Raw genomic sequence first — 20,794 nt, forward strand, 5'->3', positions numbered from 1 at the left:
TGGTGAACATAGCATTTTGGAACCACCTGACCCCATGCCGAACTCAGTAGTGAAACGAAATAGCGCCGATGATAGTGTGGGGTTTCCCATGTGAAAGTAGGACATCGCCAGGGCCTAATAAGTAGGTCGATGAAAGACATTCATCCATGAATCTCATCGACATTAGTACTTCCATGTACGTCAAACCCGTTGCAGCAATGCAGCGGGTTTTTTGCTATGTGCGATTTAAAAAAGTTGTATAACTACCCGATCACAAAGCCCACACGCCCGTCATCCCGCACTTGATGCGGGAACTACTCACAGGCCACACGGTGAGTATAAATGGCATGTTAACCCACACAATCGTCACCCCGCACTTGATGCGGGAACTACTCACAGGCCACACGATGAGTATGAGTGGCACGTCGACATAACCTACACAATCGTCATTCCGCACTTGATGCGGGAGCTATGCACAGGCCACACGATGAGTATGAGTGGTACGTCAACATAACCTACACCATCGTCATCCCGCACTTGATGCGGGAATTACTCACAGGCCACACGGAGAGTATGAAAACCCACACCATCGTCATCCTGCACTTAATGTGGGAGCTACTCACAGGCCACGTGGTGAGTAAGAATGGCACGGCGACATAACCCACACCACCGTCATCCCGCACTTGATGTGGGAGCTACTCACGGGCCACATGGTGAATATGAATGACACGTCGCGTTGGCGATCATTCTCGTCAGTCGGCACGTGATTACTTCTCTTACTCTCGTGATTGGCTAAAATAATTGCCCCGATTTTAAATAAATTTAAATCACCTCTGTTTTTATCTCTCAGGCCTTCACCTTCCAATGACTAAAGAATGAGGGTATTAAACTCCTTATTTTTGTTTCTTTTGTAAATTAAAATTTCAAGTTGACTCCTTCTTTACTGGGTTTTTGGGAATAAATATGCTTGATCTGTGCTTTTCGACCATGTTAAAACATAGGCAATTCATCAACAGGACCAATGCCCACATGCAAATTATTACGTTGTCACTATCGCTTAACCTCTTACTGCTTAGCTGTAAGAGCGGGGCGTAGTTGCGCGTAAGGGCAGCAACACGATAAACCCCGCACACTGTGCGGGGTTTTTTTATGCTTAAACGAGGACATCAGGTATGCAAGATAAGGTTTGGATATTCGACACGACATTAAGAGATGGAGAGCAGGCGCTTAAAGCCAGTCTGACGGAAGAAGATAAAATTCTGCTCGCGCATACCATTAGTCGTTTAAATGTAGATGTGATGGAAGTTGGGTTCCCGGTCTCAAGCCCGGCTGACTTTCGTGCCGTACAACGGATCGCAAGAGAAATTAGTGGGCCAAGCATTTGTGGTTTGGCACGTGCAGTTAGTAAAGACATTGAAGCCTGTGGTGAGGCACTGAGGCCGGCACAGAAGAGCCGTATCCATACATTTATTGCGACCAGTCCGCTACACCTGGAACATAAGCTCAGAATGTCGCTGGATGATGCGACTGAGATGGCGGTGAAATCAATTAAGCTGGCACGTAATTACACCGATGATGTTGAGTTTTCGTGTGAAGATGCCAGTCGCACCCCTTATGACGATTTATGTCGCATTGTAGAGCGAGCAATTGATGCCGGTGCCAGCACCATTAACTTGCCCGATACAGTGGGCTATGTGACGCCTGATGAGTATGCGGCAATGATCCATCATATTCGACACAACGTCCCGAATATCGACAAGGCGCGTCTGAGCGTGCATTGTCACAACGATCTCGGCCTGGCCGTCGCAAACTCTATCGCAGCGGTTCAGGCTGGTGCGAGACAAATCGAATGTACCATTAATGGCATTGGTGAGCGTGCGGGTAACTGCTCATTAGAAGAAGCGGCCATGATCTTAAAAATGCGCGAAGACCACTTGCAAGTGAGTTGTGACGTTCGAAGCGAAGAAATTTATCGCGCATCACGCCAAGTTGCCAAAATTTGTAATATGCCGGTACAGCCGAACAAAGCCATTGTTGGCGAAAACGCCTTTGCGCACAGCTCCGGGATCCACCAGGATGGGGTACTAAAGGCACAAAATACCTACGAAATTATGTCACCTGAAACTGTCGGCGTCCCGAATAATCAGCTAAATATGACGTCACGCTCTGGCCGTCATGTGATTGAACATCGATTGAGCGAATTGGGTTATCAGCAATCTGACTACGACATGGACTCTCTCTACGACAGCTTTCTGGCTTTGGCAGATCAAAAGGGCACAGTATATGACTATGACCTGGAAGCTATGATCCACTTCAATCAGATCACTGATAAAGACGACTTTTACCAGTTGCAATTTGTAAATGCGTCATCGAACTCTCAATCGATCGCCAGCGCAACCGTAGGGATTGCGATGGGTGAACAGCTCAAACAGGAAGCTGCCACGGGTAACGGTCCGGTGGAAGCGGCATTTCTGGCTCTTGAACGTATTACCGGAAAGGCAATTGATATTGTTGAGTACAACCTGGATGCAACCGGTCAGGGGGCAAGCTCACTGGGGCAGGTCGATATGATAGCCAAATATGATGGTCGCCAGTACCACGGTACCGGGCTGGCTGCCGATGTGGTGGAAGCCTCTGTGCACGCCATGATCCACGTTTATAACTTAATTCACCGAGCCGCCAAGGTCTCGAGTTTGAAACAACAAAGGAAAGCAGGATGAGTCAATCAAATTATCAGATAGCAGTATTAGCCGGTGATGGCATTGGACCTGAGGTGATGGCTGCCGCTGAGCTGGTGCTCGATAAAGTCAGTGAAGTATTCGGTATTGGCTTACAGCGCCAACATCATGCGATTGGTGGAGCAGCGATTGATGAATACGGCGTTGCGTTGCCGGATACAACTTTGGCAGCCTGCGAAGCATCAGATGCGATTTTGTTTGGTTCAGTTGGCGGGCCAAAGTGGGAACATTTACCACCACAGGAGCAGCCGGAGCGGGCTTCTTTGCTGCCGCTGAGAAAGCACTTCGGGCTGTTTTGTAATCTGCGCCCGGCACAATTATTGCCGGCGCTGAGCGCTGCCTCTCCGTTACGGGCTGATATCAGTCAGCAGGGCTTTGATATTCTGTGTGTGCGTGAATTAACTGGTGGCATTTATTTTGGCGATAAAGGCCGCGAAGGCAGTGGCGCAGAGGAAGCGGCGTTTGATACCCAACGTTACAGTCGTCAGGAAATTGAACGCATTGCTCGCTTTGCCTTCGAAGCAGCTCGGCTGAGAAGCAATCGTGTCACATCGGTGGATAAAGCTAATGTATTAGCGTCGAGTGTTTTATGGCGTGAAGTGGTGTGCGACGTCAGCAAAGACTATCCGGATGTTGAGCTGGAACATATATATATTGATAACGCGGCAATGCAACTGGTGAAGCAACCGGGCCAGTTCGATGTGCTTTTATGTGACAACTTATTTGGCGATATTCTGTCCGATGAATGTGCCATGATCACGGGTTCCATGGGCTTGCTACCGTCAGCTAGCCTGAATCAATCCGGGTTTGGTTTGTATGAACCTGCGGGCGGATCGGCGCCAGATATTGCCGGAAAAGGCATTGCTAACCCCATTGCGCAGATCCTCAGTGCAGCTCTGATGTTGCGTTACTCGCTGGCACAGGATGAAGCGGCAAGGCGCATAGAAAAGGCCGTCGCCGAAGCCGTTGCAGCTGGCGTGGGGACTCCGGATATCTATCCACAAGGGGGCTACACGACGTTGGATGTGGCTCATGCAATTGTCGAGCGGATCTAAGCGGATTTCAGATTAACAACAGGATGTAGCAAGTGGCACAGACATTATACGACAAAATCTGGCAGGCCCATGTGGTCGCCAGTATTAACGAACAAACCGATTTACTCTATATCGACAGGCATCTGGTACATGAAGTGACCTCGCCGCAGGCCTTTGCGGGCTTACGTGAAAAAAATCGCGCGGTACGTTGCCCGCATAAAACTTTTGCGACTATGGATCACAATGTGTCGACCAAAAGTCGCTCTATTGATGCGGCCAGTGAAGTCAGTAAAAACCAGCTTCAGGCATTGGCACAGAACTGTCAGGAGTTCGGGATTGAGCTTTATGATCTGAGCTCAGTGAATCAGGGCATTGTGCATGTGATGGGTCCTGAACAGGGGATCACCTTACCTGGCACAACGATCGTCTGCGGTGACAGTCATACCTCAACGCATGGTGCATTTGGTGCATTGGCCCATGGGATCGGCACCTCTGAGGTGGAGCACGTGTTGGCGACTCAGACCCTGCAGCAGAAGAAAGCAAAATCACTGAAAATAGAGATCACCGGGACATTGCGACCCACTGTCACGGCCAAGGATCTGATCATGGCGGTGATCGGCAAACTAGGCACGGCCGGGGGCACGGGTTTCGTGGCAGAGTTTTGCGGCACGGCTATTGAAGCTTTGTCGATGGAAGCGCGTATGACACTATGCAATATGAGCATTGAAATGGGCGCGAAGGCTGGGTTGATCGCACCGGATCAGACGACCTATGATTATCTTAAAGGCCGCCCATTCGCACCGCAGGGCAAAGACTTTGAGCAGGCCATCACCTACTGGCAAACTCTGCACACCGACCCTGATGCTGTGTTCGATAGCGAAGTGATCATCAGTGCCGATGAGATCCAACCTCAGGTTACCTGGGGCACCAGCCCTGAGCAAGTGATCGGGATCGATGAGGCCATTCCAGATCCGGAAATTGAACCGGATCTGATCAAAGCAGAAGCCATGCGCAGTGCACTGCGTTACATGGGACTTCGTGCAGGCCAAAAACTGACCGATGCCAAAGTGGATACAGTATTTATCGGCTCTTGTACTAACAGCCGTATTGAAGATTTACGTGCCGCGGCTCAGATTGTGGCAGGCAAACAGGTTGCCAGTGGCGTCGAAGCCTTGATTGTTCCGGGCTCTGGCTTAGTCAAACAGCAGGCCGAGCGCGAGGGGCTGGCGGACATTTTTACAGCAGCCGGCTTTGAATGGCGTGAACCGGGTTGCTCAATGTGCCTGGCGATGAATGATGATCGGCTCGGAATGGGTAAACGCTGCGCGTCAACGTCCAATCGCAATTTTGAAGGGCGTCAGGGTCGCGGTGGCAGAACCCACTTAGTGAGCCCTGCGATGGCAGCGGCTGCTGCGATTGCGGGTCACTTTACTGATATTCAAGGAGAGCAGGCATGAGCGTCTTTCACTGTGGTTTGTTAGCACCACTGGATAAAAATAATGTCGATACCGATCAAATCATTCCTAAGCAATTCTTAACATCCACGAGTCGGGACGGCTTTGACAAGGCGCTTTTTTATGATTGGCGCTACACAGATCAAGGGGATCCGGACCCGGAGTTTATCCTTAACGCCCCCCAATATCAGGGGGCCAGTGTGCTGCTGACCCGGGATAATTTTGGCTGTGGGTCATCGCGTGAGCATGCGCCCTGGGCACTAAAGCAATACGGGTTTACGGTGATCCTGGCACAGAGCTTCGCCGATATCTTTTTCAACAACTGCGGCAATAATCAGATGCTGTGTATTAGTCTGCCCGCGAGTACTCTGGATAGTCTGTTTGGTTTGTGTGAACGTCAGGCCGATATTCAGATTGAAGTTGACCTGGCAGCGCAGCAGTTGCGTAGTGAGCATTTTGCACCGATTGCGTTTGATGTGCGCCCGGATATCAAAGCGCGACTGCTTAGTGGGCTGGACTTTATCGGTGAAACCGAGCAATTAAATGCTCAGATAGATAAGTTTGAACAGCAACTTCAGGCGGCGCGTCCCTGGCAGTAGCTGTTTGATCACCGCATTTAATTGGCAAAGGCCGCTAAGTGGATTACGCTGCGGCCTTTATTATTTTTAGGAACATTGATATGAAACTCGTTTATGCAGCCGCTTTACTTGTTAGTGGCACTGTGATGGCGCGTCCGGCTCCTTTAGTCTCTATTCCCACTCATGATGCGTTTTTTGACCAACTTAAACAGCATTGTGGCAAAGCATATGAGGGCAAAGTGACGGTCGATAATCAGGGACCCAGTGCGTTCAGTGATGCACGCCTGATCATGCATGTGCGTCGTTGTAACGACCAGGAGCTGCAAATTCCGTTTCATGTTGGAAAAAATGCCTCGCGCACCTGGATCATTACCAAGACTGGTAGTGGGTTGAGTCTGAAGCATGACCACCGCCATAAAGATGGTAGTGACGATGAATCGACTATGTATGGTGGCCATACTGTCGATGCAGGTTACGACAACGTGCAATCTTTTCCTGCTGATCAGTACTCAAAAGAGTTGTTTGTGAAGCGTGGTATTCCGCAATCTGTGGGCAACACCTGGCAGATGTATATTTACGATGAGCGTTTTACCTATCGCCTGGTCAGAGAGGGACGTGAGTTCAGAGTTGACTTTGATCTGACTAAGCCGGTTCAGGCACCTAAAGCGCCCTGGGGTTATCAGGACTGATAGGGTTGCACAGCTCAGCGTAAATACTGAGCTGTGCGATTATTACGGCTTTTTCACACAACGCACTTCTACTTGCAGGTCGGGTTCATAGGGCCTTGGATAAGTCGGTAAACGGTCAAAGCCTTGCACGCCCGCGATCACCACCAGCTGAGGCAAACGGCCCTGACATAAACGTTGACTGTGTCTGAGCAAAAACACACTTTGTTTCAAAAAGTGTTGATAACTATCCGATTTTATCTGTAAATAGTAGTGATCGTCATTATACTTAATTTGGTCATAGTGCACTTTGTGATCAAAGTCATACAACTTTTCGACGACGCCATTAGGTGGCGGCGTATAGCTGCTACAGGCACTGGCAAGTAACGTCAGTGCAACCACTGACAGCGTGCATCGCACTTGTTTTATAACCTGTGTTGTCATAAAGCCTGATTGTGGCATATAAAACCTGATAATCCATCCTCGTCTTGCTGAAGTGTAACATATTTGGGAGGTGCGCTTGTTTGCACAACTGAGAAAGTTCATAAATAACCTGGCTCAACAGCCTGAATCTGAACAGGCACCTGACTTCACAACAGCACTGGCTGCACTGATGGTGGAGATTATGCGCGCCGATGGTGAAACCCACGCGGATGAATGCCATATGATTGCCCGGTTGCTGACCCAGCACAGTGGCATTTCAACACAGGCCAGCGAGCTCATTCGCGATCAAGCCATCTCTATGGTAGATGAAGCGATTGATTTACACCGGTTTGTGCGAGTTGTGAACGCACATACCGGGGAGCTTGAGCGCATAGAAGTGATTGAATTACTGTGGTTAGTAGCCTATGCCGACGGTAGTTTAGATCCTCACGAAGAACATATGGTCAGAAAAATCGCGGGCTTGCTGTACGTGGCGCATGCCGACTTTATCTCAGCCAAACTCACCGCCCGTGAGCAGCTTGGGCTCACCGATCAGTGAGTGAGCTGTGCAGTGCCTAACTCGGTCTTGCAGGACTGAATGGCTTCTTTGATCAAGAAGTTGACCAGCGTAGGTGAGATACTGTACATCTGCGCAATTTCTTTTTGCTTTAATCGCCCGTCACGATAAAAACTTACGACGTTCTGATGGCGCTTGGACAGCTTAGCGATAGTGTGATTCACTTTTTCTGAGAGCTGTGCGTCAATGAAGCGGGTTTCAATATTAGATTCTTCGTCATCAAAGTGCTCACCGTGCACAGACTCCATATCGACCAGGCTTTCCCGACTTTGTTTACGCAACATGTCGATGGCAATATTGCGGGCAACCTGATAGCAAAAACTCTTCGAATTTTTAACCTGGCAGTTCTGACAGGCTGACATACCAGACAAACGAATAAAGGTATCTTGTAACGCATCCTCAGCGAGATAGGGGCAACGCAGAATGTTATTCAAATAAGCAAGTAGCTTGGCTTCGTTTTCTGCAATGACATTTGACCACTTTTCACACGACTGCGGCACGGTAAGTTCTCCTGGTGTATTTGATTTAGATCCGTTATGGCGAATGATAATAGTTATCACTATTATGTTATTTCCTTTTGTATTTTGCAGTCAAGTAATTTTCTACTCTAGATTGGACCTTTAATAGGTTCTTGTTAGCGCGTACCTCACGGATGGCGTTTGTAGTTGCTCGCCAGCTGACGTTGGGGAATGTGGTGTTGTGGATTGAACGCATTGGGGTGGTTTTTTGTTTTTATCCTGCGTCTAGCTGGGGAAGCTCCTAATCCTCTTTTCCAGGAGCTTTCGTGTATTGTTAAACAAAAGGACTAATATGAAATCATTTACACTGAGCTTTGCAGGGCTCGCCATTTTTATGGGCAGCACACAGGCTGCCCCACTTTTCCCCCCAGCCCTGACAAACTCTCACAGCAACGAAGCCGTGAGCGTGACTCGTACCCAATTTGGTGTTGCTCATGTCAAAGCACACAGTTTGTATGGGCTGGGCTATGGCAATGCTTATGCCCAGGCGCAAGATCATAGCTGTCTGCTGGCTGATGGCTACTTGCGGTTGCGCGGAGAGCGGTCGCAATATCTCGGCGCACATCGCAATGAGGGAGACAATTATTACCTGTTGTCGGATATTGGCTATCGTATTCTGGATCTGCCCGGTCGCGTCACACAGCAATATTCGAGTTTATCGGTGAGTACCCGTGTATTGGCGGAAGGCTTTGCTGCCGGATACAATCAGTACCTTAAGGAGGTCGCCGCGGGTAAGGAGCAGCTGGACGAGATCTGTCGCGACGCCCCCTGGGTCAAGCCGATAACCGCACAGGATGTGATTGCCAATGTATTGCTCATGGGTGTGCAGGGCAGTGTGGGTCGATTGTTACCACAGCTTGTGCAGGCAGGACCTAATAGTGAACCAACCCCTGCGCAACATGCCTCCTTATTGACTCGGACACCTGCTGAGCAGCTCACACAGGGCTCAAATGGCTGGGCGATTGGCAAAACCCTGAGTCATAATGGGCGAGGTATGGTGCTGGCGAATCCACATTTTCCGTTCAATGGTAATTTTCGCTTCTGGACGCATCATGCAACCGTACCGGGCGAGCTGGATGTGATGGGGGCTTCCGTTCTGGGCATGCCTGGCGTGGTCAATATCGGCTTCAACCGCAATCTGGCCTGGACGCACACTTACTCAACGGCACTACACCATGTGTTTTATGAACTGACACTCGATCCGGATAACCCTCGCCGCTATCGTTATGAAGGGCAGTGGCATACCATGCATGAGCGTGAGATCCAGGTCGCGGTGAAAACGGCTGCAGGGATGCAAACGCATACGCATACCGCGTATGCCACTCACTTTGGTTTAATACTTGAAGATCCTGAACGCTTCCCATGGCAGAATGGGGTTGCCTATGCGGTCAGTGATGTAAACCTGGATAATTTCTCAGCCATAGATCATTGGTTGTCATACAACAAGGCCGAGTCAGTAGCGCAATTGCGCGAAGCATCAAGGCGGTTTAACGGCTTGTCTTTTAACAATACGCTGGCAGCGGATAAATATGGTAATGCTTTTTATACCGATGACTCCAACGTACCTCATCTGTCAGCGGCTGCCCTGAGCTGGTTACAGACAGATCCAAAATCTGCCGCCATTTTTGCTGCCACAGGTCAGGTGGTGTTGCCAGGCGATCGTGAGGAAATGATTTTCGATGGCGCCGTTGAGCTGGCCGAGGCACCGTCACTTAGCCGTTATGATTATGTACAAAACTCCAATGATTCGTTTTGGCTGAGCAATGCCGCACAGCCGCTGCGCGATGTCTCTCCTTTGTATGGCCCGGTTGATGTGCAGCAGTCTGAACGTAGTCGGTACGCTTATGCGTTGCTGCGCTCAGGGTCGGGACAAGATGGTCGCTTCAGCCTGGACGAACTGGAGCATATCATGCTCGGCAACGGCAGCTACTTTGCCAGTGAACGCGGTGTCATTGCCGGCTTATGTCAGCAATATGCGGGTCAACGCTGGGCGTTGAACGAACAGTTGGAGGTCGACGTGGACCCAGCCTGTGCGGCGTTCGCTCAGTGGGATGGACGCTTTGATATGACATCCAAAGCGGCGCATTTGGCGCGCGAATTTTTCCGTGTGCTCGACAGAGAACTGGATTTTGTTGTGCCGTTTGACTCCAGGTTGCCAACCACCACACCACACACGATTAAATCTGACCCTGAGATCCTGAAGAAACTGCTCCGTGCTGCGGCTGATCTGCAACATTATGGTTTTGCACTGGATGCGCCATTTGCAGAGATCCAGTATTTGCAAAAAGGCACGGATCGTTTGCCATGGGCTGGGCCTGAACATCAAAGTGGTGGGTTCAACGTGTTTTCAACTCATAACACCATGGATCTGACCAGCTTTGCAGCACAGCCATCGGCGCCACTCACCAGTGTGGTTGATGGGCGGCCGTTATGGTCTGGGCTGCGTGAGGAAGGCTACGGCATAAACTTTGGTTCCAGCTGGATGATGGTGGTGGGCTTTGACGATAACGGCCCGGTTGCCCGTGGGCTGCTGAGTTATTCGCAAAGTGCCAATCGTGACTCCACGCACTTTAGTGATAGCAGTCGCCATTACAGTGCACAGCTGGGGTTGGTTGAATTACCATTCTATCCCTGGCAGGTGTCAATCAATAAGCTCAGCACGACCAAACTGATCGTGAAAAAAGACTAAAAAACCCGGACTGTCGCGCGTCACTATGCCGACAGTCTGATTTTTGGAGAAAACGATGAGCTTTGATAACGAAAATGGCACCTTCAAGGTCCTGGTTAACCATGAAGAACAATATTCACTGTGGCCCAGTTATAAAAGCGTGCCCGGTGGCTGGAAAGATGTGGGTGTCGAAGGCGACAAAGAGACCTGTCTGGCCTACATCAATACGCACTGGACTGATATGCGTCCGTTAAGCCTTCGCCAGGCGATGGATCAGTAAGTTTCCCGGCGCCGCCTGTTCAGCTTAATGGCTGTTCAGCGCCAGTGCGCGGCTAACATCCACCGCACTGCCTTGCCACACTGCCAGTTTATTCACGGAGTACCCCATGACCGCCACGACGATAATGGATCGCCTTGCCCACCATGCAGCACAACAGCCACAACAAACCGCGCTGATCTGCGTAGATAAAAAAGCACACACACGCTGGAGTTTTCAGGCGTTGTATGAACAGAGTTTACAGCTGGCAGGGCATCTGCAGCACCACGTCAGTGCGGGTGATCGTGCCCTGATCCTGATGGATACCGGCATTGAGTATGTGACCAGTTTTCTTGCTTGTCAGCATTTGGGCGTGACCGCCATTCCCAGTTTTCCACCCGAGTCGACCAAAGCACAACATATTGCCCGTACGGTAGGGATTGCCGAAGATGCCAGCGCCCGCCTGGTACTGACAACTTCGCGATTTACTGAAACAGTCGCGGGTATGTGTGAAGCACTGGATGGGATTATCATGCAGGTAGTGGACGAATTAAACACGCCTGCACCTGATGCGCCGCGCCACCCGGCGCACAGCGACGAGATTGCCTTTTTACAGTATACCTCGGGTTCAACCGCCAAACCAAAAGGCGTGATGGTCAGCCATGGTAATTTGCTGGCCAATGAAGTGGCGATCACCGAACGAATGCAAACGACCCAATCCGATGTGATGGTCAGCTGGCTGCCGCTGTTTCATGATATGGGACTGATTGGTGGACTGTTGCAGCCTATCTACGTCGGCTATCCGTTGGTGTTGTGTTCACCGCGTTTCTTTATGGAGCGTCCGGCTCGCTGGCTACAACTGATTGGTGAATATGGCGGCACTGTCTCTGGCGGTCCCGACTTTTCTTTCCGCCTGTGTCTTGAGCGGATCCGTGACAAGCAGCTGGCAGATTTGGATCTGAGAAGCTGGCGCGTCGCGTTCTCCGGCGCAGAACCAATTCGCCACGATACCCTGTTGGATTTTGCGGAGCGTTTTGCGCCCCAGGGGATGCAGGCATCAGCTATTTATCCTTGTTATGGTCTGGCCGAGGGCACCTTGATGGTGACCGGTACAGAGGCTGGTGGCGGTGCTGTGATCCGTGCCTTTGATAATCAGGGGTTGGCATCGGGCCGGGCGGAAGTCGTCGATGCCCGCGATCAGCGAGACAGCGACGCATACTGTCATCAGGTTGGCTGTGGCCAGGTTGCCAGCGGTCATCTACTCAGGATCACATGTCCGCAGTCGCTTCGCGCACTGGATGATGGTGAAATTGGTGAGATCTGGTCTGCAGGACCCAGTATTGCTCTGGGATACTGGCAGAATGAACAAGCCACCCAGGACACCTTTGTAGAGCTCGATGGCCATCGCTGGTTGAGAACTGGTGATGTTGGTTACGTGTTCGACGGTCAGCTATATATCTCGGGTCGACAAAAAGACTTGATCATCATGAATGGCCACAACGTCTATCCACAGGATATTGAGCGGGCTATTGAGGCAGAGCTGAGCTTTGTACGTAAAGGTCGGGTGTCGGCATTTCCGGTGCCCAGCGAAGACAGTGGCGAAGGCATTGGCCTGGCAATTGAAACCAGCAACAGTTATCGCAATGAGGTGCCTGCAGAGCAAACGGCGTTAATTGTACGTGACTTTATCACTGAGCACTTTGCTGCCTGCCCTGAGCTGGTATTGCTGTTAGATCAAGGGGGCTTGCCAAAAACCTCCAGTGGTAAACTTCAGCGCAGTGCCTGTCTGAAGTTGCGCAACGCCAATGAGCTGGCCAGCTATGGTGATTTTGACCTGACTCAGCTGCAACAGCTTACGGCACAAGGCTCTTTGCCAGGCAATGCACACTGGGACGAGCAAACCCGACAGCTGGCGCAATGCTGGCAAAGTGTGCTGCGTTATCCGGTCAATCATGACGATGCGGACTTCTTTGCACTGGGGGGCAGCTCTATCAAGGCGGCGCAATTGTTGGCGCGAGTCCAGAGTGAGCTGGATTGTCAGCTCGACCCCAGTAGTTTATTCGCAGCGCATCGTTTTGGCGATTTCTGCCAGCGTGTAAGAGACGTAAAAGATGCACCCAGCGTGCAGATCACCCCTCAAAAGCTGAGCGATTTTCCACTTAGCGCACAGCAGCAAAGACAGTTATTCTTGTGGCAACTGGAGCCTAATAGCAGCGCTTACCACATTGGTGCGACTATGCAGTTGGCCGGTAAAGTGGATCCGCAGCGACTTGAGCAGGCCTGTGCTCAGGTGCTGGCCCAGCAGCCTGCGCTGCAACAAGCGTATTTTAAAGCGGCGGATGGTCAGTGGCGTCAGCGCACCGCTGCACAGCCTTTACAGTGGCAATTTCATGATCTGTGCAATGCCACTGATGCGGGCAAACAGGCTGACGCATTACAGCGCACTTGCTATGAAACGCCGTTTGCGCTGGGCGAAGGTGAAAATTTCCGTGCTGCGTTGATCAGTGAATCTGAGCAGGCACATCGCCTGGTACTGGTCATGCACCATATTGCCAGTGATGCCTGGAGCTTCGATTTGTTGTTGGAGGCGATCTCACGTCACTACAATGTACTGTGTAATAACGCCGAGGGTGGCGGCGCGCCTGAACACAATGACATTCAGTATGGTGACTTTGCCCTGTGGCAGCAGGAGTGGCTGACCTCTGAAGCCGCCGCGACGCAGCTGGCGTACTGGCAGGAACGACTGGATGGCCAAGGGGATGAGGAGTTGCTGGCACCTGAGCAGGCGCGACGAAGTGATTTGACAGCGCCAGTGGGTGTCATGCGTTTTACCCTGGATCACAAACACACCGACAAGTTGCAACAGCTTGCACATAGTCAAAGTGCCAGTCTGTTTATGCTGTTGCTGAGTAGTTTGCAGGTGCTGTTTTATCGCCTCAGTGGCAAACGTCAGCCGCAGATTGGGGTGGCGGTTGCCAACCGTAACCTTGTGCAGTTACACAATCTGGTCGGCTTTTTCATCAATACTCAGGTGATCCGAGGCTCGGTCTCTCCGGAGCAAAGTTTTACGCAGTTGCTGGAAGCATGCAAACAAACGGCACTGGACGCACAGCGTTATCAGGATTATCCGTTTGAAAAGCTGGTGGAAGTGCTGAATCCGCAGCGTGCATTGGGGCAGACGCCGCTGTTTCAGGTGATGTTTAACCATCTAGAGCAGGATGTCGCTAAGACTCTGACGCTGGCCGACTGTACTACGATCGATGCGCAGTCGTTACAACAGCAGGCGCAGTTTGACCTCAGTATCGACTCACGGCTGGATGAGCAGGGTCAGCTGAGCATTGAACTACAGTACAATCAGGCGCTCTATCAACAGAGCACCATTGCACGCTTGTCCGAGGCGTATCAGCAACTGCTTAATCAGCTGCCACAACATGCACAGCAGGCAATTGGTAATCTGTCTTTAGGTGCTGAGCAGGCACAATTACCTGTGGCAGCAACGGGGGGGGAGGCTTCGGCGCCGGCCGCTCAGTGGCTGACATCGGTCAGCGAGTATGCTGCCAACAACCCGGATGCGACTGCGGTGATCTTTGACGATCAACATTATAGCTATGAGTGGCTGGAGCAAACGGCCAACCGGCTGGCCCATGGTCTGATTGGTCAGGGCCTAACAGATCAGGTGGTCGGGATTATGCAGGCGCGTAAACCTCTGATGCTGGCTTCGGTGTTAGCTTGTTTAAAGGCCAATGCCGCCTACTTGCCATTGGACCCTAACTTCCCGCAAACGAAGCTGGCACACATGGTCAACGACAGTGGTTGTGCCGCAATATTGGGTGAACAGACTGACATCACCTTGCCTGTGCCTTGTATTTCACCACTGGCGTTACTCAGCGAATATCATGAATACAGCGCTGCACCGGTTGTGGTCCATCATGCCCGGTCACTGGCCTATTTAAACTACACCTCAGGTTCAACGGGTCAGGCGAAAGGTGTGGCGATTGAGCATCAGGCGCTGGCCAGCTACATAGAATCGGCAAAAGCCTTCATTGCATTGAGTCATCAAGACGTCGTACTGCAATTTGCCACCATTAACTTTGATGCCTTTGTGGAACAAGTGTTCCCCAGCTGGGCTGTGGGTGCTGCTGTGGTACTACGTGGTGATACTTTGTGGGATGCCGAGACCCTTTATCAACAAGCACAGCGCCACGGTATTACCGTGATGGATCTCAGTGCTGCCTATTGGCGCAGCATTGCTGCCAGCTGGGCGCGAATGGCGACTACTACACCATTGTCACTGCCTAATTTGCGTCAGGTTCATTCAGGCGGTGAGGCGATGTCAGAGCAGGGCATTGCGGACTGGCGCGCAGCCGGTCTGGGTGAGGTCCGCTTGCTGAATACCTATGGACCGACAGAAATTGTGGTTGAGGCGGCCATTCATGATTGTCGCACGCTGATTGCGGGCGAGGTTGTGCCGCTGGGCCATGCCCTGAATGGGCGCCGTCTCTACGTATTGGATAACAACCTGCAGCCTGTGGCCGAAGGTCAGGTAGGTGAGCTGTATATCGGCGGAGATATCCTGGCACGCGGGTACTGGCAGCGTCCGGCACAGACGGCAACCAGCTTTATCGCCGATCCATTTGCGGATAATGGCGCGCGTATGTACGCCAGTGGTGATCTGGTTAGCTGGCAAAATGGTGCGCTGCATTATCATGGTCGCAGCGACCATCAGGTCAAAATTCGCGGCTTCCGGGTTGAATTGGGTGAGATTGAGACCCGTTTGACACAGCTGCCGGGTGTGGATGTGGCGGTGGTGATCACCGAGCAGCAGGCGCAGGCTTTAAGCCTGATAGCCTATGTACAAAGCGACCGTCATGACGATCCGGATTATGCAGTCAGGCTCAAGCGAGCGCTGGCTGAACAGCTACCTGATTACATGGTCCCGGCGCAGATTGTGGCACTGGCACAGTTGCCCATCAATGCCAGCGGCAAGCTGGAGCGCCAGCAACTACCAAAAGTAGCACCCGCGCAGGCTCCGTCAGTCAGCACTGCTGCTAATCAGACCGAGCAGGCACTGGAAGCGGTCTGGGTGAAGCATCTGGCGATCAGTCAGGTTGACCGCAATGCGAACTTCTTCGATTTGGGGGGCCATTCGCTATTGCTGATGGCGGTCTTCGACGATTTGAAGCCGCACTTTGCCCAGTTACAACTGACCGACTTATTTGCCTATCCCAGCATCGCTAGCCTGGCAGCGTATCTGGACCAGTCACAAACAACACAGTCACAAACAAACAACGCCCCGAGTGGCGCCCGGCAGCGTCGCGGCATGGGCGCCGTCGCTGCCCGCAAACGTAAAGTAAGAGAATCATAATCATGTCAGAACAGCACTATAGTGAACTGGATATTGCCATCGTCGGGATGGCCGGGCGTTTCCCTGATGCGGATAACGTCGATGCCTTGTGGCAAAATATTCGCGCCGGCCGTTGCGCAGTCCAAAGTTACGACGACGAGGCGCTGCGTCGTGCCGGCGTGAGTGAGTCTGACCTGAGCGACCCGGATTATGTGAAACGCGGCATTCCGTTTGACGGACTGGCACAGTTTGATGCCGAGTTTTTTGGCTACACGCCAAAAGAAGCCGAACAGCTGGACCCCCAGCAGCGTCACTTTTTGCAAACCTGCTGGCATGCGATGGCGCATGCCGGACTGGCACTGGGTGAGCTGACCGGCGTCTATGCCGGGTGTGGTGTCCCTGCCTACCTGATGCAAAACCTGCTGCAAGGGCAGTCACGTGATATCACTAGCCTGCTGGCGCTCACCAATGGTAACGACAAAGACTCACTGGCTACCCGGGTGAGCTACGAGCTAGACCTCAAAGGTCCGGCTGTCACCGTTCAGACTGCTTGCTCAACCTCACTGGTTGCGGTGCATATGGCGTGTCGTGCGTTACAAAACTTTGAGTGTGACTCGGCCCTGGCTGGCGGCGTGTGGCTCAATCTGACTCAGGATCAGGGGTATCATGCCCCGGCTGGTGGCAGCTTGTCGCCATCCGGTCAGTTGAGTGCTTTTGGTGAGCAGGCCGATGGCATTCTGATCGGCAGTGGCAGTGCCGCGGTGGTACTGAAGCGCCTGGCGGAAGCGCAGGAAGATGGCGACCACATTCTGGCGGTGATCAAAGGCTCAGCCATCAACAATGATGGTCGAGACAAGGTCGGTTATACGGCACCGAGCGTCAATGGTCAGGCCAACGCCATTATGGCCGCATTGGAGTTTGCTGACATTGACCCGCAAAGTGTGGGGTATATTGAAGCCCATGGTACCGGTACTGAACTGGGCGACCCAATCGAAATTGCCGCACTGAGTCAGGCGTATGCCGGTGATGCAAAGCAATATTGTGCGATTGGTTCTGCTAAAACCAACCTCGGCCACCTGGATGCCGCGGCCGGGGTAACGGGACTTATCAAGGCCGTTCAGGCGTTACGTCACCAGGAATTGCCGCCCAGTCTGCACAGTCAGCCTTTGAACAGCAAAATCGATTTTGCCAATAGTCCCTTCTACGTTAATGCCGAGTTAAAACCCTGGCACAGTGAGGGCGTGCGTCGTGCTGCGGTGAGCTCCTTAGGCATGGGGGGGACCAACGCCCATGTGATCCTCGAAGAGTACACTCAGCAAGACACTCACCACAACTCTGACTCGACATGGCAGGTTCTGCCCATCAGTGCCAGCAGTCAAAGTGCGTTGGTTCGTCAGACTCAGGCACTGGCCGATACATTGCAGCGTTCACCAGAGCAGTTTGCACAGCTGGCGGCACAGTTACAACATAAACGCAGTGCGCTGGCGGTCCGTCATGCTTGTGTGGCAGAAAATGCCGAACAGGCCATTGCGCAGTTGCTGCGCGAGCCGCAGGGCGATAAAGCAACAGCGCCTCGGGTGGCACTGATGTTCTCGGGGCAGGGGTCTCAGTATGTCACCATGGCACAGCCGTTACTGCGCGAAGTGCCGGCATTTAAGGCTGCCTTTGATGAGGTGTTGGGCTATTTCCCTGACACGTTGCAGCAAGAGCTGCACAGTGTATTTTCACCTGCAGACAGCGAGATCCTGTCGGCCAATCAGCTACTGAATCAGACTCGTATTACTCAGCCTGCTTTATTTGTCGTGGCTTATGCCATGGCGAAATGCTACGAAGCCCATGGTGTGCGCATCAGTGCTATGCTGGGTCACAGCATTGGCGAATATGCGGCGGCCTGTCTGGCTGGGGTGATGACATTAGAGGTTGCAACCAAACTGGTGGCAGCACGCGGTGAAGTGCTGCAAAACATGGCGCCGGGTACCATGCTTTCGGTGATGGCCAATGGCGATGCCATTGCCCCTTACCTCAATGAAGCGCTGGACATTGCGGCACTGAACAGCCCGACTAATACTGTGATTGCCGGTACGCGAGAGGCGATTAAGGCTTTACAGGGTGAGTTAAAAGCCGCCGATATTGCTGCGACGCGTCTGCATGTGTCACATGCTTTCCACAGTCACCTGACCGAAGCAGTCTTGCCTGACTTTGCCAGTACGCTGGAACAAGTACTGAGTGCGTCGCCGCTTCAGGCGCCAAATGTCCCCTTTGTGTCTAACGTCAGTGGTACCTGGATCACCGCAGAGCAGGCTTGCTCTGCCCAATACTGGCTCGACCATATTCGTCAGCCGGTGAACTTTGTGGCCGGCGTTAAGGTGCTTGCAGAAAACGCGGATGTGTTGATTGAAGCCGGACCGGGCGACACTTTACAAAAACTGGCCAAGCAAACAGTGAGTGAAGACAAGGTCGTATTACACTCGGTGTCTCACGCACGCGACCTCAAGGCCCCGTTGCCACCCTTTGCCAAAACCTTAGCTAAGCTATGGCAGCTCGGCTGTGCGGTTGACTTTGCTCAGCTGACAGCACGTCCACATGGCCAGTTAAATCTGCTGCCGGAATATGTGTTTGCCGACACTGAATATTGGGTTGAAGCGGGTGTAACCGCGTCAGCAGTCCCGGTTGCGAGCACCAGTGCAGGTCAGCAAGGTGCGCAGTTGTATGCCCCACAATGGCAGCAATGTGTTGCGCCTCAAGCCGTAGCGTCATTGACTGGCAAGCGGGTGCTGATGCTGGCAGCGGATATTCCTTTGGTATCACAGCTGAGTGCGGCATTGACCCAGGCGGGTGCTGAGCTGACTCAGGTCTGGCAGGGAGAAACCTTCTCAGCCATCGACGATCAGACTTATCGTCTGAACTTGCAAGATGGCGCGCAACTGAGTGAGCTGAGTCAGGCTGTGGGTGACTTTGATCAGGTGGTAGACACCCGCTTTATGTTACCTCAGTCGTCAGATATTTTGGCTTACAACACTTTGTTGCCTATGGTGCAGTGGCTGATGTCGCTCGGTGGGCGTCCGCTGAGTATCGTCGCGACTGAGTTATTTAATGTGCTGGGTGATGAAACGATCAGTGCAGAAAAGGCGTCTCTGTTGGGGCTGACACGAGTCGCACCTTTGGAACTGGCCTCACAAACCTGCCAGGTGCTGGCGCTGACGCAGGAGATGGCCAACAACCCGAGTCATAAGGTAACCGACCGTCTGGTGGCCGATCTGATCCAGGGTGACGAGGAAATCGCTTATCGGGGCGCACACCGTTTTATTTTGACGCAAGCCGAGGTGAGCGCGCAAAGCGTAGCTGGTTCTGTACCTGGGGTGACGTTAATCACAGGTGGTCTGGGTGGTATCGGTTTGGCGTTGGCTAAGCATCTGGCCGGACAAGGGCATGCCTTGGTGCTGCAAACGCGTCAGCAAATGGCTGAGCCTGCACAATGGGCACAGTTGAGCGAAGATGAGCAGCAGCCACAGAAGTTGCGTGAACGTTATCAGCAACTGCATGCGTTGCAGCAAAGCGGTGCCAAGCTTACCGTAATCCGCGCCGACGTCACGGATATGGCACAGATGCAAGCGGCGCTTACACAAGCGCAGGCTGAAATTGGGGCTGTTACTCAGGTGATCCATGCGGCTGGTCTGCCCGGCGGTGGCTTGCTCACGGAGATCTCCGCAGAGCAGGCACAGCAAAGTGCCGCGGCCAAAGTGCAGGGCACACAAACGCTATTGCAGCTGTTTGCTGATATGCCGTTGACGCGCATGGTGCTGTGTTCATGTCTGGCATCAATCGTGGGGGCATTTGCGCAAAGTGATTACTGCGGCGCCAACAGTTATCTGGATGCAGTCGCACAACAAGACCACCCATTTACCGTACAGGTACTTAACTGGGATGCCTGGCTGAATACTGGGATGACGGCCAATATTACGCTGGCTGATGGTCTGGGGCTGAGCCACAAAGCCGCGTGTCAGTTATTTGATGCCGCACTCAGCTTGGGTCTGGCTCAGGTTTACTGTGCCAGTACCGAATGGTCGCAATTGTGTGCAGCTACACGGGCGACGGAGCAGGCGCTGCTGGCGCGACTGAACAAGCCTAAAGGTCACGCTCGTCCTGAGCTGGCGGTGGAATACGAAGCACCAGAAAGTGAACTGGAACACAAACTGGTCGCCTTGTGGGCCGAATACCTGGGCTTTGAGCAGATTGGTATTTTCGACAGCATGCTGGAGTTGGGCGGCGATTCGCTGGTGGCGATCCAGATGCTGGCCAAGGCCAAGCAAATGTTTTCAGTTGAGCTGGAGCCGGCCGCCTTCTTTGAAGACCCGACCATAGACAACCTGGCCTTTATGATTGAAGAGCAGCTGGTCGCTCAGTTGCAAACACACTAACTTCCCCCTGCGGCCTCACCTTGAGGCCGCACTCTTATCTAGGCTGATCTGTTCTCTTTGCATTTTTTAATGAATTACTTGGTCGCAAGGCTTGCGATCTGTTTTGTGATATTATAACATTTCCATATTGTTATAATATAAC

13 protein-coding genes and 1 rRNA gene are annotated in these 20,794 nt (G+C 52.3%); 12 read left to right on the forward strand and 2 right to left on the reverse strand.

The window, feature by feature from the left end; genetic code table 11:
• The 7 genes from rrf to QNM19_RS13835 all read left to right on the forward strand — a co-directional run.
• Positions 1 to 113: ribosomal RNA gene (gene rrf, locus QNM19_RS13805) — 5S ribosomal RNA — on the forward strand; the annotation flags it as partial.
• A gap of 283 nt (positions 114 to 396) precedes the next feature.
• Positions 397 to 639, forward strand: coding sequence for a hypothetical protein (locus QNM19_RS13810; RefSeq protein WP_284026813.1), 243 nt, complete (start codon positions 397 to 399; stop codon positions 637 to 639).
• A gap of 512 nt (positions 640 to 1,151) precedes the next feature.
• On the forward strand, positions 1,152 to 2,699 hold the full coding sequence (gene leuA, locus QNM19_RS13815; protein ID WP_049865220.1) for a 2-isopropylmalate synthase: 1,548 nt from the start codon (positions 1,152 to 1,154) through the stop codon (positions 2,697 to 2,699).
• On the forward strand, positions 2,696 to 3,772 hold the full coding sequence (leuB, locus tag QNM19_RS13820) for a 3-isopropylmalate dehydrogenase (protein ID WP_049865219.1): 1,077 nt from the start codon (positions 2,696 to 2,698) through the stop codon (positions 3,770 to 3,772). Before leuA ends, leuB begins: the two co-directional genes overlap by 4 nt.
• A gap of 32 nt (positions 3,773 to 3,804) precedes the next feature.
• Complete coding sequence (gene leuC / locus QNM19_RS13825) at positions 3,805 to 5,208, forward strand: 3-isopropylmalate dehydratase large subunit (protein ID WP_049865218.1); 1,404 nt, start codon at positions 3,805 to 3,807, stop codon at positions 5,206 to 5,208.
• Complete coding sequence (gene leuD / locus QNM19_RS13830) at positions 5,205 to 5,804, forward strand: 3-isopropylmalate dehydratase small subunit (RefSeq protein WP_010383866.1); 600 nt, start codon at positions 5,205 to 5,207, stop codon at positions 5,802 to 5,804. Before leuC ends, leuD begins: the two co-directional genes overlap by 4 nt.
• An 80-nt stretch (positions 5,805 to 5,884) precedes the next feature.
• On the forward strand, positions 5,885 to 6,472 hold the full coding sequence (locus QNM19_RS13835) for a hypothetical protein (protein WP_010383865.1): 588 nt from the start codon (positions 5,885 to 5,887) through the stop codon (positions 6,470 to 6,472).
• Between the two features lie 42 nt (positions 6,473 to 6,514).
• Here QNM19_RS13835 and QNM19_RS13840 read toward each other — a convergent pair whose 3' ends face one another.
• Positions 6,515 to 6,892: a hypothetical protein gene (locus tag QNM19_RS13840; RefSeq protein ID WP_049865221.1), complete on the reverse strand. Its 378-nt coding sequence runs from the start codon at positions 6,890 to 6,892 to the stop codon at positions 6,515 to 6,517.
• Positions 6,893 to 6,962: 70 nt separating this feature from the next.
• On the opposite strand from QNM19_RS13840, the gene QNM19_RS13845 reads away from it, so the two are divergent.
• The gene (locus tag QNM19_RS13845) at positions 6,963 to 7,430 is read left to right on the forward strand and encodes a tellurite resistance TerB family protein (RefSeq protein WP_284026814.1); all 468 of its coding nucleotides are present in this window, start codon (positions 6,963 to 6,965) and stop codon (positions 7,428 to 7,430) included.
• Here QNM19_RS13845 and QNM19_RS13850 read toward each other — a convergent pair.
• Positions 7,424 to 7,948, reverse strand: coding sequence for an RNA polymerase sigma factor (locus QNM19_RS13850; protein WP_010383862.1), 525 nt, complete (start codon positions 7,946 to 7,948; stop codon positions 7,424 to 7,426). The two genes, QNM19_RS13845 and QNM19_RS13850, sit on opposite strands and share 7 nt — an antisense overlap.
• Before the next feature lie 310 nt (positions 7,949 to 8,258).
• Here QNM19_RS13850 and QNM19_RS13855 point away from each other — a divergent pair, with 310 nt between their 5' ends.
• From QNM19_RS13855 to QNM19_RS13870, 4 genes are all read left to right on the forward strand, one after another.
• Entirely contained in the window at positions 8,259 to 10,655 is a 2,397-nt protein-coding gene (locus QNM19_RS13855; RefSeq protein WP_049865216.1) for a penicillin acylase family protein, read from the forward strand.
• A 55-nt stretch (positions 10,656 to 10,710) separates the two neighbouring features.
• Positions 10,711 to 10,914 (forward strand): MbtH family protein, encoded by a 204-nt coding sequence (locus QNM19_RS13860; protein WP_049865215.1) that lies wholly within the window; start codon positions 10,711 to 10,713, stop codon positions 10,912 to 10,914.
• Between the two features lie 106 nt (positions 10,915 to 11,020).
• Positions 11,021 to 16,255: a non-ribosomal peptide synthetase gene (locus QNM19_RS13865; RefSeq protein ID WP_284026815.1), complete on the forward strand. Its 5,235-nt coding sequence runs from the start codon at positions 11,021 to 11,023 to the stop codon at positions 16,253 to 16,255.
• Positions 16,256 to 16,257: 2 nt separating this feature from the next.
• Positions 16,258 to 20,652 (forward strand): type I polyketide synthase, encoded by a 4,395-nt coding sequence (locus QNM19_RS13870; protein ID WP_284026816.1) that lies wholly within the window; start codon positions 16,258 to 16,260, stop codon positions 20,650 to 20,652.
• The last annotated feature ends 142 nt before the right edge of the window (positions 20,653 to 20,794 follow it).

This window comes from Pseudoalteromonas ardens (assembly GCF_030125445.1).
GTDB classification, from domain to species: domain Bacteria; phylum Pseudomonadota; class Gammaproteobacteria; order Enterobacterales; family Alteromonadaceae; genus Pseudoalteromonas; species Pseudoalteromonas ardens.

What these genes read in the sequence shown, in the direction of transcription:
- leuA (WP_049865220.1), top strand. Translation starts at nt 1,152, where the DNA reads ATGCAAGATAAGGTTTGGATATTCGACACGACATTAAGAGATGGAGAG.
- leuB (WP_049865219.1), top strand. Translation starts at nt 2,696, where the DNA reads ATGAGTCAATCAAATTATCAGATAGCAGTATTAGCCGGTGATGGCATT.
- leuD (WP_010383866.1), top strand. Translation starts at nt 5,205, where the DNA reads ATGAGCGTCTTTCACTGTGGTTTGTTAGCACCACTGGATAAAAATAAT.
- QNM19_RS13835 (WP_010383865.1), top strand. Translation starts at nt 5,885, where the DNA reads ATGAAACTCGTTTATGCAGCCGCTTTACTTGTTAGTGGCACTGTGATG.
- QNM19_RS13840 (WP_049865221.1), bottom strand. Translation starts at nt 6,892, where the DNA reads ATGACAACACAGGTTATAAAACAAGTGCGATGCACGCTGTCAGTGGTT.
- QNM19_RS13855 (WP_049865216.1), top strand. Translation starts at nt 8,259, where the DNA reads ATGAAATCATTTACACTGAGCTTTGCAGGGCTCGCCATTTTTATGGGC.
- QNM19_RS13860 (WP_049865215.1), top strand. Translation starts at nt 10,711, where the DNA reads ATGAGCTTTGATAACGAAAATGGCACCTTCAAGGTCCTGGTTAACCAT.
- QNM19_RS13865 (WP_284026815.1), top strand. Translation starts at nt 11,021, where the DNA reads ATGACCGCCACGACGATAATGGATCGCCTTGCCCACCATGCAGCACAA.
- QNM19_RS13870 (WP_284026816.1), top strand. Translation starts at nt 16,258, where the DNA reads ATGTCAGAACAGCACTATAGTGAACTGGATATTGCCATCGTCGGGATG.